The following is a 14,272-nucleotide window of genomic DNA, read 5'->3' as shown; positions in this document are numbered from 1 at the left end:
CTGAAAAATAAAAACCCATAGCCTGTGAGCTGTACATCAAATCAGCGTTCGCCATATGCAGACGAACGCTGATCGAGGGAGTGTTGCCTTACAGTACCAGACGGCGAATGTCTGAAAGACACTCGTTCAGGTAAGTAATGAAACGTGCACCGTCTGCACCGTCGATCACGCGGTGATCATACGATAAAGACAATGGCAGTTGCAGGCGAGGCGCAAATTCTTTGCCGTTCCATACAGGTTTCATTTCAGACTTAGACACACCCAGGATTGCAACTTCTGGTGCATTCACGATAGGCGTGAACGCAGTACCACCGATGCCACCCAGGCTGGAAATAGTGAAACAGCCACCTTGCATGTCAGCTGCAGTCAGCTTGCCAGCACGTGCTTTCTTCGATACTTCCATCAGCTCAGAAGACAGCTCGTAGATACCTTTCTTGTTCACATCTTTGAAGACTGGAACAACCAGGCCGTTTGGCGTGTCTACTGCGATACCAACGTTAACGAATTTCTTCAGGATCAGGCTCTCACCGTCTTCAGACAGCGAAGAGTTGAACGTTGGGAATGCTTCCAGCGCTTTCGCAACAGCTTTCATGATGAACACCAGTGGGGTGATCTTCATGCCAGTGTCTTTCTTCGCTTCGATAGCATTTTGTTCTTTACGGAATGCTTCCAGCTCAGTGATGTCAGCATTGTCCCACTGAGTCACGTGAGGGATCATTACCCAGTTACGGTGCAGGTTCGCGCCAGAAATCTTCTTGATGCGGGACAGAGGTTTAACCTCAGTTTCACCGAACTTGCTGAAATCAACTTTCGGCCAAGGCAGAAGACCCAATGCTGCGCCGTCACCTTTACCAGAAGCAGAAGCCGCCACACCAGATTCCAGACGCTTCAGGGCGTCTTTCACATAGTTCTGAACGTCTTCTTTCAGGATACGGCTCTTACGGCCAGTACCTTTCACTTTCGACAGGTTAACGCCAAACTCACGAGCCAGGCGACGAACAACCGGAGACGCGTGAGCGTACTCGTTGTTTTCCTGGAAGTCGCCAGTAGATGCTGGCGCCGATGCTGCTGCAGGTGCCGCCGCAGGCGCTGGAGCCGCTGCAGGTGCAGATGCTGCTGGCGCAGCCGCCGCTGGTGCAGCGCCCGCCACTTCGAATACCATGATCAGAGAGCCAGTAGACACTTTGTCGCCTGCTGCTACTTTGATTTCTTTCAGTACGCCTGCGAATGGTGCAGGAACTTCCATAGAAGCCTTGTCACCTTCAACGGTGATCAGTGACTGCTCTTCTTCGATGCTGTCGCCGATTGCTACCATGATTTCGGTCACTTCGACTTCGTCACCACCGATATCCGGAACGTGAACTTCTTTAACGCCGCCGGCTACTGGTGCTGCCGCAGGCGCTTCTGCTGCTGGAGCCGCTGCAGCTGGTGCTGCTGCGCCTGAACCTGCAGTTTCGAAAATCATTATCAGAGAGCCGGTAGACACTTTGTCACCCGCTGCCACTTTGATTTCTTTCAGAACACCAGCGAAAGGAGCTGGTACTTCCATTGATGCTTTGTCGCCTTCAACAGTGATCAGAGATTGCTCTTCTTCAATGCTGTCGCCAACCGCTACCATGATTTCAGTGACTTCTACTTCGTCGCCACCGATATCCGGTACGTGAACTTCTTTCAGCTCTGTCGCTGAAGAAGGTGCCGCTGCTGCCGGAGCAGGTGCCGCTGCTGGAGCGGCTTCTGCTGCAGGAGCAGGTGCAGCAGAGGCTGCACCCTCGGCAGGGGAGCCTGCCTCTTCGAAAATCATGATCAGAGAGCCGGTAGAAACCTTGTCGCCTTCCGCGATTTTGATTTCTTTAACCACACCGGCCTGTGATGCAGGTACTTCCATCGACGCCTTGTCACCTTCAACGGTGATCAGCGACTGATCTTCTTCAACTTTGTCACCAACGCTAACGAGGATCTCAGTAACTTCAACCTCATCGGCACCGATGTCTGGTACGTTAATTTCGATTGCCATTTGATATATGCCTCTTACGCGTACAGTGGGTTCACTTTCTGAGTGTCGATACCGAACTTCTCAATGGCTTCAACAACCACTGATTTCTCGATATCGCCACGCTTCGCCAGTTCTGTCAGCGCAGCAACGACTACGTAGCCAGCGTTAACTTCGAAGTGACGACGCAGGTTCTCACGGCTGTCTGAACGACCGAAGCCATCCGTACCCAGCACGCGATAAGACTCAGCAGGAATGAACGCACGAACTTGGTCCGCGTAGTTCTTCATGTAGTCAGTCGCTACGATAGCAGGCTCAGTACCCATCACTTGTGCAATGTATGGAACTTTCGCTTCATCCATTGGGTTCAGCATGTTCTGACGGTCACAATCCTGACCATCGCGAGTCAGCTCATTGAATGAGGTCACGCTGTATACGTCTGAAGTGATACCGAAATCCGCATCCAGAATTTCTGCTGCTTTGCGAACTTCATTCAGGATGGTACCAGAGCCCATCAGCTGAACTTTCTTCTTACGACGTGCAGAACCAACTGTTTCCAGCTTGTAGATACCCTTACGGATGCCTTCTTCAGCGCCTTCTGGCATGGCTGGCTGTGCGTAGTTTTCGTTCATCAGTGTCAGGTAGTAGAACACGTTCTCTTGATCAGGGCCGTACATGCGACGGATACCGTCTTGCATGATCACTGCAACTTCGAATGCGAAGGTTGGATCGTAAGAGATACAGTTAGGAACCGTACCCGCCATGATGTGTGAGTGACCGTCTTCGTGCTGAAGACCTTCACCGTTCAGCGTTGTACGACCGGCAGTTGCACCCAGCAGGAAGCCACGTGCTTGTTGGTCGCCAGCCATCCACGCCATGTCACCAACACGTTGGAAGCCGAACATCGAGTAGTAGATGTAGAACGGGATCATTGGCAGATCGTTGGTGCTGTATGAAGTTGCCGCAGCAACCCATGAAGACATTGCACCCAGCTCATTGATACCTTCTTGCAGCACCTGACCTGAAGTTGCTTCTTTGTAGTAAGAAACAACGCCACGGTCTTCTGGCGTGTAGTTCTGACCATGAGGACAGTAGATACCGATTTGACGGAACAGACCTTCCATACCAAAGGTACGTGCTTCGTCCGCAATGATTGGAACGATGTTCTTACCAACACCTTTGTCTTTCAGCAGCACGTTCAGTGCACGCACGAAAGCCATGGTGGTAGAGATGTCACGCTTCTGCTCTTCCAGCAGTGGCTGGAATGCGTCAAGTTGTGGCAGCGTCAGTTCTTCAGTGAACTTAGGCAAACGTTGTGGTGTGTAACCATGCAGCGCTTCACGACGGGCATGCAGGTATTTATGCTCAGCTGAGCCGTCTTCCAGTTTCAGATATGGCAGATTAACCATGTCTTCGTCTGAAACCAGATCTTGCAGGCCGAGACGGTCACGCAGGTGCTGAACATGGCTCATATCCATCTTCTTCACCTGGTGCGCAATGTTCTTACCTTCTGCCGCTTCACCCATGCCGTAACCTTTAACGGTTTTCGCCAGGATCACAGTTGGACGATCAGAGGTTTCTTGTGCGTTCTTGAATGCTGCGTATAGCTTCGACGGCTCGTGACCACCGCGTTTCAGTGCCCAGATCTCGTCATCCGTCATGTCTGCAACCAATGCAGCCGTCTCAGGGTATTTACCGAAGAAGTGCTCACGAACGTAAGCACCGTCTTTTGCTTTGAACGTCTGGTAGTCACCATCAACGGTTTCATTCATCAGTTGAAGCAGTTTACCAGTGGTGTCTTTCGCCAGCAGTTTGTCCCAACCGCTACCCCAAACAACCTTAACTACGTTCCAGCCAGCACCTTTGAACAGACCTTCCAGTTCTTGGATGATCTTGCCGTTACCCATTACTGGGCCGTCAAGACGCTGCAGGTTACAGTTGATCAGGAAGCACAGGTTGTCCAGCTTCTCACGCGCTGCGAAAGAAATCGCGCCGCGTGATTCTGGCTCATCCATCTCACCGTCACCCAGGAATGCGTATACGCGCTGGTTGGTAGTGTCTTTCAGACCACGACCATTCAGGTACTTCAGGAAACGTGCTTGGTAGATAGCAGAGATTGGACCCAGACCCATAGATACGGTTGGGAACTGCCAGAACTCCGGCATCAGTTTAGGGTGTGGGTAAGAAGAGATACCTTTACCGTCTACTTCCTGACGGAAGTTATCCAGTTGCTCTTCAGTCAGACGACCTTCAACGAATGCACGCGAGTAGATACCCGGTGAAATGTGACCTTGGTAGTAAACCAGATCGCCACCGTCCACCTCGTTAGGTGCGCGGAAGAAATGGTTGAAACAGGTCTCGTAGAATGCAGCTGAAGATTGGAAAGACGCCATGTGGCCGCCCAGTTCCAGATCTTTCTTCGATGCGCGCAACACGATCATGATCGCGTTCCAACGAATGATAGAACGAATACGACGTTCCAGGTTCACATCACCCGGGTATGCAGGCTCTTTGTCTGCAGGGATGGTATTCACATAGTTGGTGGTGATGCCAGTTGGCATATCAACACCGTCAAGGCGCGCCTTTTCCATAACTTGCTCAAGCAGGAACTGGGCACGTTCTACACCTTCTTCACGAACGACTGATTCAAGAGCGGCTAGCCACTCTTGGGTCTCTAGTGCGTCCACGTCATTTTTCATGACTTCAGACATGGCGATCTATCCTTTCGTTGATTGACTCGTACAAAACTAATGTTGTCGCAGCTGAAAAAACGGTTCCTGACAACTCCTCAAAGCTGTCGGGATCCGCTATTCCAACTCGTCCTTGCGTTGCTGTATCCGGCGCAGGGAGCGTTCGCGTCTGCTCTCCTCACGACCCAAATCCAGCAGGGTTTCCTCAATGAAGGCCAAATGCGCATGCGATGCCTGGCGGGCTTTTTCCGGCTCACCAGCGGTAATCGCCTGAACAATATTGGCCCTGTGCTTGGTTACCTTCGCGACGACATCTTCACGTCGGTTCAGTAACTCAAAGTTCTGTAAAATGTTTTGCTCCAGCAAAGGCGCCAGGCTTCGCATGATATGCAGTAGGACCACGTTATGTGATGCCTCGGTAACGGCAATCAGGTATTTCATAACGGCGGCGGCTTCGGCTTTTAAATCGCCAAGCTGCTGGGCTTCGCGAATGCTATCGTGGCAATCACACACTCGCTGTAAATCTTCGTTGGTTCCACGTAATGCAGCGAAATAGGAAGAGATACCTTCCAGCGCATGACGGGATTCCAGCAAATCGAGTTGACTTTCAGGGTGGTCAGCCAAAAGGCCGATCAAAGGCTCAGAGAAACGCTGCCACAAACGCTCACTCACAAATGTGCCGCCACCTTGCTTTCTATTAAGGAGTTTCTTAGCTTCTAATCGCTGAATAGCTTCTCGGACGGAGGGGCGGGAAACATCAAATTGCTTCGCTAACTCACGCTCCGGGGGCAACTTTTGCCCAGGCGAAAGAGTTCCTTCCAGAATCAGACTTTCAAGCTCTTTCTCTATAACGTCAGACAGTTTGGGTTGACGAATCCGTTGTATAGCCATCGTTTTATTATTTATCTGGCGCCGGAATTCCTGCGCGTCCTATCCCATTTTCTAGTCTTGTAAATTGGTAAGACCAATTATTAAACCGGTAAAAAGTTACCAGAATGTGGCTTTAGTGTCCACCGTAAACTTGATTTAAGTCATAGACGTTACAATTAGATGTCGCGCATTTATTAATCAATGGAGAGATAATGGTCAGACCAATTATTTTGGCAGCGGTTGGAATTCTGTGCAGTAAGTCTCAAAGTCGTTTCAGGTGGTATAGCAAACCGTCAACACACCTTTACGCATATTCACACTATTTTCTTGGCTTGGCGCTTTGCCCTGAGTGTGACCTAAAGGCGTGATTTAAACTTATCCCAATGAAATGCCTTACCGGGGTCGGTTTTTCTCCCCGGAGCAATATTTTCATGGCCGGTAATACGCTCAGAAGTAATGGCAGGATAATGCTTCATGATAGCTAGGGACACATCAGCTAATACAGCATATTGCGCTTCCATGTATGGCAGGTCATCAGTACCTTCCAGCTCAATGCCTATCGAGAAATCATTGCACTGCTCACGACCTTCGAATGAAGACACGCCAGCATGCCAAGCACGTTGATTGAAAGGAACAAATTGCACCACACTGCCATCACGTTTTATCAGACAATGGGCTGAGACCTGAACATCGCGGATTTCATCAAAGAAGGGATGCGCTGTAGAGGTCAGTTTTCCCTGAAAGAAATCTTCGATATAGCTGCCACCAAATTCACCAGGCGGCAAGCTGATGTTATGTACCACCAGCAGCGAAATGTCTTCTTCAACCGGGCGATCGTTAAAGTGAGGCGAAGGGACATAAATGGCACTGTCCAACAAATGATCGGTGATGGTTAACATTAAAAACTCGCCAAAAACAGCAAACAAGAAACAGGTCTTTAACCATTCTAACTCGTCATCTGCCAAAACAGGCACAACTTTCTAACGAATCGACATACAGAGAACTCACGTCTTACCTCGCAAATTTCCCCTGCCGACGGTAAACTTGCATCCATCACTCAGGGCCAACCTGAATTAAACCGAACTCACAGTGATGGAACCACCATGTCCGATCTTTCAAATACTTCACGCGTCCACGATAGCCAAAGCCGTATCGTCTATCTCAAAGCACACCTCGAAGAAGATGTGATTCGCTGCGTTACCGATACGTTGAAAGAAGACTTGGGCGGTGAGATTAATGCGGACAACGACATCACAGCCAGCCTGATTGCTGCCGACACTCAAGGTGAAGCGACCATCATCACCCGTGAAGCCGGCGTGTTTTGCGGTCGTGCTTTTGCTGATGAAGTGTTCCGCCAGCTTGGCAGCACAGTCACCATCGACTGGAAAGTGGAAGACGGTGATAAGGTCAAGCCGAATCAGGTGCTTTGCGAACTGAAAGGCCCAGCTCGCACCCTGCTTACGGGCGAACGCAACGCGATGAACTTTATCCAGACGCTTTCCGGCTGTGCCACAGAAACTGCGCGCTACGTAGAAAAGATTGCTGGCACCCAAACCCGCCTACTGGATACCCGTAAAACCATCCCCGGGCTTCGCAATGCGCTGAAATATGCTGTTTCCTGCGGCGGCGGCTTTAATCACCGCATTGGCGTTTATGATGCCTACCTGATTAAAGAAAACCACATCATTGCCTGCGGCGGCATTCAAGGCGCCGTTGAAACAGCCAAAAAGCTGAATCCCGGCAAACCGGTTGAAGTGGAAACGGAATCTCTGGATGAACTGCAACAAGCAATCGATGCAGGCGCAGACATTGTGATGCTGGATAACTTTACCACCGACATGATGCGAGAAGCCGTTGCGATCAACAAAGGACAGGTAGCACTGGAAGTTTCTGGCAACGTTACCCTTGATACCATCCGCGAATTTTCAGAAACCGGCGTGGATTACATTTCAGTCGGTGCACTGACCAAACATATTCGCGCCATGGACTTGTCAATGAGACTCAAGTAAATCATTAATATCAATCGACTAATTGATAGAAGCAGGCATAACGCCTGCTTTTTTATTTCGCGCTTCACATTAAAGTAATTGATTAAAAGGTTAATTACAGAAAAGACAATCCACCGCTCGAAACCCGAATTTTATCTGCTGTTTTCCCCTCTCTATCCGCCGTATCTTGGAACCACTTTAAGCGCACAGTTGCGTATATAAATTAATCGGAGAGTAATGGACATGAAAAAGCAAAAGGGTTTTAGCTTAATTGAGCTGTTAATTGTGGTGGGGATTATTGGTGCACTGACAGCAATTGCTGTTCCTGCATATAGCAAATATAAACTTGAGTCAGATGCTAAGGCAGGCGTTGCATCAGTCAAGAATCTTCTTACAAAAGCTGAGCTTCACCTAGCTGAAAAGAATGGAAATACCCTGGCCACTTTCGCTGATGCTCTCGACCCTAATGCCAACGGAGAGTTTAAAGTTGGCGCTCTTGGAAAAATCACAGGGACAGCAGCCACTACAGGTGATGACGCAACAGCGGGAACGTTAGTATTTACTTTCGCAAATGCTCATTCTTCATTTAGCAACAAAAAAATAACCTTCACAAGGAACGACGAAGTTTGGCACTGTGCCGCTGATTCCGCAATTACGACTACAGCTGGTGCTATCGACGGCTGTAACACAGCTGCTACGCCATAAGAACAATGACATTCAACCTTGCTGTAGCACTGCGCCGAGCTGAATACCTCTCTTCGGCGCAAGAGCAAGAAGTCACAGCAAAAATAAAAGCCGAAGGTGTGAGCACACCTTCGGCTTTGCTCGCTTTAAAAATCCTGTCAAGCGAAGAGCTGGCGAAAGCCGTCTCTGAGGTTTTTGGTGACCCTCTGCAGGACATCAAACACTACCCTTGGGAAGCCACCAACACGACACTGAACCAAAAGGATTTGGTGCTCTCTTCCCAATGCCTCCCTTTAGAAATTCGCAACCAGCAACTGCTTTTAGGGGTTAGCGACCCCACCCGCATTGATATTCAGGACGACTTCCAGTTTGCCACGGGCCATTCCGTTAATCCCGTACTGTTGGAACATACCCAAATTGAAGGGGCAATTCGACGGCTTTATGGTAAGAATGTCACAGAGAGGGTTCGTACCAGTAGCGTCACAGATTCTGAGTTAGAGGCACTGAGTAACAGCATCGATGACATTGCTGAAAACGAAGACCTGTTTTCTGACGATGCCCCTGTAAGCCGCTATATCCAACAAGTTCTGATGGATGCTGTCCGTAAACAAGCGTCCGATATCCACTTCGAACCTTTCGAGCAAAGTTACCAAATTCGTTTCCGCTTGGACGGTATTTTACAAACCCATAGCACGCCACCTGCAGGTATCTCACGACGACTATCCACCCGTTTAAAAATCATCGCCAAGCTGAACATCGCTGAGCGCCGACTCCCACAAGACGGACGGATTAAGCTGAACTTGTCCGAAGATAAATCCATCGATATGCGGGTTTCCACCTTACCAACGCTTTGGGGTGAAAAGGTGGTACTGCGGATTTTGGATGGCGGCAGTGTGGCGTTAGATATCGATTCTCTGGGTTATAACACCCAGCAAAAACAAGATTATCTGAATGCGCTTAACCGCCCTCAAGGAATGATCTTGATGACAGGCCCAACTGGCAGCGGAAAAACCGTTTCTTTGTATACCGGCCTGAAGTATCTCAATACGGCAGATCGCAATATCTCCACCGCCGAAGACCCGGTTGAGATTAACCTTCCCGGCATTAATCAGGTCAACATCAACAATGATATCGGGTTGGACTTTGCTAAGGCATTGCGTGCTTTTCTTCGTCAGGATCCAGATGTGGTGATGGTCGGCGAAATACGTGATTTAGAAACCGCAGAAATCGGTATCAAGGCTGCACAAACCGGTCACCTGGTGTTATCGACTTTGCACACCAACTCTGCGGCGGAAAGTGTCACCCGTTTGGCAAACATGGGCGTCGCTGCTTACAATCTGGCCGCTTCGCTTACATTGATTATCGCACAGCGCTTAGGGCGTCGACTTTGCCCACATTGTAAAGTGCCACATGACGCCGATGACCATCACCTGACAGCGCTTACCCAACACTACCCATCGCTCAAACCTGAGCTGGTTTATCAAGCCTCTCCGGAAGGTTGTGACCACTGCAACCATGGCTATCTTGGCCGTGTCGGCATTTACGAAGTGATGCCAGTCAGCAGAGATTTGGCAGAAGCCATTGGTAATGGTGCGTCAGCTTCCCGTTTAGAAACTCTTGCCATGGGCAATGGCATGTTAACGCTGCAATTATCTGGAATCGAAAAACTCAATGAAGGCATCACCAGCCTTGCAGAACTGCAACGCGTGATCAGTCTGTAAAAGGAAATATCATGGCCACCAGTCCCAATAAACTTTTCTCTTATCAGTGGCGTGGCGTCACCTCTAAAGGCGCCAAAGTGAAAGGCCAGACACTGGCATTTTCAGAGCAGGAAGCCAGACAAGCCCTTCAGGAACAACACATCCGCTTGGAGAAAATCAAAAAGCGCTCACCTTCTTCCTGGGTTCGCCGCAGAAACTCGGCGACAGCCAAAGATATCACCCTTTTCTCTCGCCAAATGGCAACCATGCTAGAAGCGGGTGTGCCACTGGGAGAAACGCTGAGACTGCTAAAAGCCAGCGCGAAGAAAGCGGAAATGAAGCTGATCATCAGCCAGATTTACAGCCACATTGAAGCGGGCTCCTCACTGGCGCAATCGATGAAAGCGAGCTCACCTCTGTTTGACCAGTTTTACTGCGATTTAGTTGCTACCGGTGAACAAACCGGTCGATTGGAGCAAATCTTTGCGCGCATTTGTGTCTATCGCGAGAAGAGCGAGGAAACGAGGGCGAAAGTGGTTAAAGCGATGATCTATCCTTCGATAGTCTGCGTTATCGCCATAGCCGTGACCATCGGCATGCTGATCTTCGTGATCCCAACTTTCAAAGATGTGTTTTCTTCTTTCGGGGCAGAACTCCCTTGGTTTACCCAAAAGGTGTTAAACGTATCAGATGCGATTCGGGACTACGGGCTTTATATGCTGGTTGTACTCATTCTGGTTGTTGCCGCCTTCAAAGGCTGCGTGAACAAAAGCTACAGTTTCCGGCTGAAAGTCAGCAAGTTCTCACTGCATATTCCTGTGATTGGGGATGTATTAACCAAAGCCACCATTTCTCGTTTTACCCGTACGTTGGCGACCACCTTCAGTGCAGGTATTCCTCTCCTCAATGGCTTGTCTGCCGCAGGGAAAACGGCCAATAACAGCCACTTTAAAATGGTTATCGAAGAAGTGCACAAGCAAACGTCTGGTGGCCGCCCTCTTCACCGCTCCATCAAGGAAACCGGAGAGTTCCCGGACATGATGATCCAGATGGTGATGATCGGAGAAGAGTCTGGTGCGCTAGATGACATGTTGAACAAGGTTGCCGGCATCTATGAGGCCGACGTCGATAACACGGTCGACAATCTCGGTAAGATTCTCGAGCCGATGATCATTGTCACTTTGGGCCTGCTTATCGGCTCACTGGTGGTGGCGATGTATCTTCCGATGTTCAATCTAATGAGTGTGATGGGCTAAGCCTCCGACCCTTCTCTGTTTTGTGCCGCTAACTGCTTCATTTCACATGGAGCGAAGCGGCACAAGTCGTTATCATACCCAGGGTCTGTTGACCTTTAATGATGGTCAACCACCAAAGCTCAACAGACCCTACCACCGTTTACACAGGATTGATTGATGGACTGGCTTTTTGACTCCCCGGGTCTGTATGTATTTCTCGCCTCGCTGTTTGGCCTGATCGTGGGCAGTTTTCTCAATGTGGTGATTTACCGCTTTCCCAAAATGATGGAAAGCCAGTGGCGACAGGAGTGCAATGAGTGCTTTCCTGATGACATGCCGGCTCCAAAGGAAAGTGATATCTTCAACCTGAGCTTGCCACGATCTCATTGCCCTTCTTGCCAAACGCCAGTTCGCGCTATCGACAACATTCCTGTGTTGAGCTGGCTGATCCTTGGCGGTAAATGCCGCTCATGCAAAACTAAAATTAGCGTTCGCTATCCTCTCATCGAAATCCTGACAGCAGTCCTCTCAGGCTTTGTGGCGTTCACCTTGACTGGGTATTGGTCATTAGCAGTAATTGGCGCGACTTTCACACTTGTCGCCCTTTGCTTTATCGACCTCGACACCATGCTGCTACCGGATCAAATGACACTTCCTCTGATGTGGGCAGGTCTTTTGCTCGCGCTTGTTGGTATTTCTCCGGTGTCGCTGCAAGATTCGGTTATCGGTGCCATGGCGGGCTATCTCTCCCTTTGGACGGTATTCCAACTGTTTAAGATCCTGACAGGCAAGGAAGGAATGGGATATGGTGACTTTAAGCTCTTAGCGGCTCTTGGCGCTTGGCTTGGCTGGCAAGCGCTGCCGATGGTGGTGCTGATGGCCTCGTTTGTTGGTGCCATTGGCGGCATCATTATGATACGTGTTAAAGGCACCGGAAAAGAAACACCTTTCTCATTTGGACCGTATCTTGCGATTGCGGGGTGGATCAGTTTGCTCTGGGGCAATAAGATCATCGACTGGTACTTAACTTCTTATCTGGGTTACTGATTCATGGCATACGTGGTAGGCGTCACAGGCGGTATTGGCAGTGGAAAAACCACGGTTGCCAACCTGTTCGCGGAAAAAGGCATTGAAGTGATTGATGCCGATGTGATTGCCAGACAAGTAGTTGAACCTGGCTCTGAAGGCTTGAAAGCTATCGAAGAGAAATTTGGTGCATTCATTCTCAATGACGACGGTACGCTGAACCGCGGAGCGCTGCGCGAGCACGTTTTTTCGCACCCAGAAGATAAAGACTGGCTCAATGGTCTGTTGCATCCCAAAATCAGACAAGAGATGATTACCCAAACCGCTCAGGCCAAGTCACTATATTGCCTGCTGGTGATCCCTCTTCTGGTGGAAAACAGCCTGCAGTCACTCTGCCAGCGTGTGCTGGTTGTGGATGTCAGTGAGGCCACACAGGTCACCAGAACTACCCAAAGGGATCAGGTTTCGCCTGAGCAGGTAAAAAATATTCTCGCCGCACAGGCAACTCGCCAGCAGCGACTAGAAGCCGCTGACGATGTCATCTTTAATGAGAATGACAGCAAAGCGTTGTCAGAACAGATAGAAACACTGCACCACCAGTATCTCGATCTGGCGGCGCAATAAACCGGAAGCAAGATGAGCAGTGAAACCCTTTACGAGCACCCCCTGACTGAGCAGGTTCGCGTATACCTGCGTCTTGAGTTCCTTCTCGATCAAATCAACCAATCTTCGACGCTGACTGACGATGGTCAGTGGCGAGTATTTTTCCGCAGCCTGTTTGACTTAGTTGAAATTCTGGAACAGGTACAGGTAAAAGGCGACCTCGCCAAGGATTTAGAGAAACAACGCGCCAAGCTAGAAACTTGGCTCGATGTCCCGAATGTAGATACAGAGCAGTTAAAAGCCTTACTGTTTGAAAGCCGCCAGATCCAGCAAGCATTGCTGCGAGCTTCACGCCTTGGACAAAAGCTTCGCGAAGACAAGTTTCTGTCATCAATCCGCCAGCGTTTTTCGATACCAGGTGGTACCTGCAGTTTTGATTTGCCGTCTCTGCACCACTGGCTGAATCTGCCACTGGCACACAAGCAATCCAATGCAGAGCAATGGAAGCAGACACTGGCTCCACTCGAGGACGCGCTGAGCTTTTGGCTGCGTCTTACCCGCGGCAGTGCAGGTCTTCAGTCTTGTGCCGTGGTGAATGGGTTCTATCAGCAGGATGTAGAAGGGGCGAATTTACTGCGCATTCAAGTCTCTACTGAATACAATGCCTTTCCGCTGGTATCCGGCCATAAGTCACGCTTTGCCATCCGTTTTATGCCGTTTGATGAGAGTCAGCCTGTCCCCGACATGATGGCACTGTCTTTGGCTGTTTGTTAGTTTTAAGAGGTCTTTGTGAGTCAAGAAAAACCAACCATCGTCAATTGCCCACAATGTGGCATCCCTGTAGTTTGGGGCGATGTCAGCCCATTTCGTCCGTTTTGCAGCAAGAAATGCCAACTGATTGATCTTGGCGAATGGGCCGATGAAGAGAAGCGTATTGCCGGTGCCCCAGATATGTCAGATAGCGACAGCTGGTCGGAAGATAACTGAAAAAGATCAGGTTCCTAGGCCCTAGGAGCCTGTTTCCCATACTTAAACATTCATTTAGCCCAGTGTCTCACGGATTTTCTCCAGCACCGGATCATTCGCTTCCGGGAAAGTGTAGTTTTCCAACTTGCTGATAGCCACCCACTCTCCTGGCTGCCCTTCTTTACCAAACGGTTCACCATCGAATTCTCTGACAAGAAAGAAATCGAAAGCCAACGCTTTGTCGGAATAATCATGCGCCAATGAAATAAACGGCTCAATAGTCTTAGCGGTAATCCCCACTTCTTCTTCTAGCTCTCGCTTAACCGCTTCGAGGGCAGATTCGCCGCGTTCGACTTTGCCACCGGCAAATTCCCAAAAGCCGCCTTTGTGGGCCTTGGCTGGACGCTGGGTAATGAAAATCGCATCTGCTTGAGGATTCAAAATGATCCCTGCAGCGATATGAAGTCGTTTCTTTTCCATTTAATTATCTCACTTCCATAAAAAAGGCCGCTAAGCGGCC

General features: G+C 49.7%; 13 protein-coding genes. 8 read left to right on the top strand and 5 right to left on the bottom strand.

The window, feature by feature from the left end; translation table 11 throughout:
* Positions 1–88: 88 nt before the first annotated feature.
* From aceF to ampD, 4 genes are all read right to left on the bottom strand, one after another.
* Positions 89–2,014 carry a pyruvate dehydrogenase complex dihydrolipoyllysine-residue acetyltransferase gene (gene aceF, locus VP504_RS13520; RefSeq protein WP_325891602.1) on the bottom strand — a complete coding sequence of 642 codons (1,926 nt, stop codon included), beginning with the start codon at positions 2,012–2,014 and terminating at the stop codon, positions 89–91.
* A 14-nt stretch (positions 2,015–2,028) separates the two neighbouring features.
* Positions 2,029–4,701, bottom strand: coding sequence for a pyruvate dehydrogenase (acetyl-transferring), homodimeric type (gene aceE, locus VP504_RS13515; RefSeq protein ID WP_325891601.1), 2,673 nt, complete (start codon positions 4,699–4,701; stop codon positions 2,029–2,031).
* Between the two features lie 96 nt (positions 4,702–4,797).
* On the bottom strand, positions 4,798–5,571 hold the full coding sequence (gene pdhR, locus VP504_RS13510) for a pyruvate dehydrogenase complex transcriptional repressor PdhR (protein WP_062705405.1): 774 nt from the start codon (positions 5,569–5,571) through the stop codon (positions 4,798–4,800).
* A 335-nt stretch (positions 5,572–5,906) separates the two neighbouring features.
* Positions 5,907–6,449 (bottom strand): 1,6-anhydro-N-acetylmuramyl-L-alanine amidase AmpD, encoded by a 543-nt coding sequence (ampD, locus tag VP504_RS13505; protein WP_325891600.1) that lies wholly within the window; start codon positions 6,447–6,449, stop codon positions 5,907–5,909.
* Between the two features lie 204 nt (positions 6,450–6,653).
* Here ampD and nadC point away from each other — a divergent pair, with 204 nt between their 5' ends.
* The 8 genes from nadC to yacG all read left to right on the top strand — a co-directional run bounded on the left by nadC (position 6,654) and on the right by yacG (position 13,773).
* Positions 6,654–7,559: a carboxylating nicotinate-nucleotide diphosphorylase gene (gene nadC / locus VP504_RS13500; protein ID WP_325891599.1), complete on the top strand. Its 906-nt coding sequence runs from the start codon at positions 6,654–6,656 to the stop codon at positions 7,557–7,559.
* 222 nt (positions 7,560–7,781) lie between these two features.
* Entirely contained in the window at positions 7,782–8,243 is a 462-nt protein-coding gene (locus VP504_RS13495; RefSeq protein ID WP_325891598.1) for a type IV pilin protein, read from the top strand.
* A gap of 5 nt (positions 8,244–8,248) precedes the next feature.
* Positions 8,249–9,943 carry a type IV-A pilus assembly ATPase PilB gene (gene pilB, locus VP504_RS13490; RefSeq protein ID WP_325891597.1) on the top strand — a complete coding sequence of 565 codons (1,695 nt, stop codon included), beginning with the start codon at positions 8,249–8,251 and terminating at the stop codon, positions 9,941–9,943.
* Between the two features lie 11 nt (positions 9,944–9,954).
* Entirely contained in the window at positions 9,955–11,178 is a 1,224-nt protein-coding gene (locus tag VP504_RS13485; RefSeq protein ID WP_325891596.1) for a type II secretion system F family protein, read from the top strand.
* Positions 11,179–11,334: 156 nt separating this feature from the next.
* Positions 11,335–12,204 (top strand): prepilin peptidase, encoded by an 870-nt coding sequence (locus VP504_RS13480; RefSeq protein ID WP_325891595.1) that lies wholly within the window; start codon positions 11,335–11,337, stop codon positions 12,202–12,204.
* Positions 12,205–12,207: 3 nt separating this feature from the next.
* Positions 12,208–12,807, top strand: coding sequence for a dephospho-CoA kinase (gene coaE / locus VP504_RS13475; protein ID WP_325891593.1), 600 nt, complete (start codon positions 12,208–12,210; stop codon positions 12,805–12,807).
* Positions 12,808–12,819: 12 nt separating this feature from the next.
* On the top strand, positions 12,820–13,560 hold the full coding sequence (gene zapD / locus VP504_RS13470) for a cell division protein ZapD (RefSeq protein ID WP_325891592.1): 741 nt from the start codon (positions 12,820–12,822) through the stop codon (positions 13,558–13,560).
* Between the two features lie 15 nt (positions 13,561–13,575).
* Positions 13,576–13,773, top strand: coding sequence for a DNA gyrase inhibitor YacG (gene yacG / locus VP504_RS13465; RefSeq protein ID WP_325891591.1), 198 nt, complete (start codon positions 13,576–13,578; stop codon positions 13,771–13,773).
* Between the two features lie 54 nt (positions 13,774–13,827).
* On the opposite strand, the gene mutT is transcribed toward yacG, so the two are convergent.
* Complete coding sequence (mutT, locus tag VP504_RS13460) at positions 13,828–14,232, bottom strand: 8-oxo-dGTP diphosphatase MutT (RefSeq protein WP_325891590.1); 405 nt, start codon at positions 14,230–14,232, stop codon at positions 13,828–13,830.
* Positions 14,233–14,272 lie beyond the last annotated feature (40 nt).

Origin of the sequence: Grimontia sp. NTOU-MAR1 (genome assembly GCF_035758505.1) — a bacterium.
GTDB lineage: Bacteria > Pseudomonadota > Gammaproteobacteria > Enterobacterales > Vibrionaceae > Enterovibrio > Enterovibrio marinus.
The sequence above is the reverse complement of the archived record's forward strand: the minus strand, read 5'-3'. Positions and strand labels throughout refer to the sequence as shown.

Coding starts and splice junctions, on each gene's coding strand:
- pilB (WP_325891597.1), top strand. CDS start 8,249: ATGACATTCAACCTTGCTGTAGCACTGCGCCGAGCTGAATACCTCTCT.
- aceE (WP_325891601.1), bottom strand. CDS start 4,701: ATGTCTGAAGTCATGAAAAATGACGTGGACGCACTAGAGACCCAAGAG.
- VP504_RS13485 (WP_325891596.1), top strand. CDS start 9,955: ATGGCCACCAGTCCCAATAAACTTTTCTCTTATCAGTGGCGTGGCGTC.
- mutT (WP_325891590.1), bottom strand. CDS start 14,232: ATGGAAAAGAAACGACTTCATATCGCTGCAGGGATCATTTTGAATCCT.
- aceF (WP_325891602.1), bottom strand. CDS start 2,014: ATGGCAATCGAAATTAACGTACCAGACATCGGTGCCGATGAGGTTGAA.
- nadC (WP_325891599.1), top strand. CDS start 6,654: ATGTCCGATCTTTCAAATACTTCACGCGTCCACGATAGCCAAAGCCGT.
- VP504_RS13480 (WP_325891595.1), top strand. CDS start 11,335: ATGGACTGGCTTTTTGACTCCCCGGGTCTGTATGTATTTCTCGCCTCG.
- zapD (WP_325891592.1), top strand. CDS start 12,820: ATGAGCAGTGAAACCCTTTACGAGCACCCCCTGACTGAGCAGGTTCGC.
- pdhR (WP_062705405.1), bottom strand. CDS start 5,571: ATGGCTATACAACGGATTCGTCAACCCAAACTGTCTGACGTTATAGAG.
- VP504_RS13495 (WP_325891598.1), top strand. CDS start 7,782: ATGAAAAAGCAAAAGGGTTTTAGCTTAATTGAGCTGTTAATTGTGGTG.
- coaE (WP_325891593.1), top strand. CDS start 12,208: ATGGCATACGTGGTAGGCGTCACAGGCGGTATTGGCAGTGGAAAAACC.
- ampD (WP_325891600.1), bottom strand. CDS start 6,449: ATGTTAACCATCACCGATCATTTGTTGGACAGTGCCATTTATGTCCCT.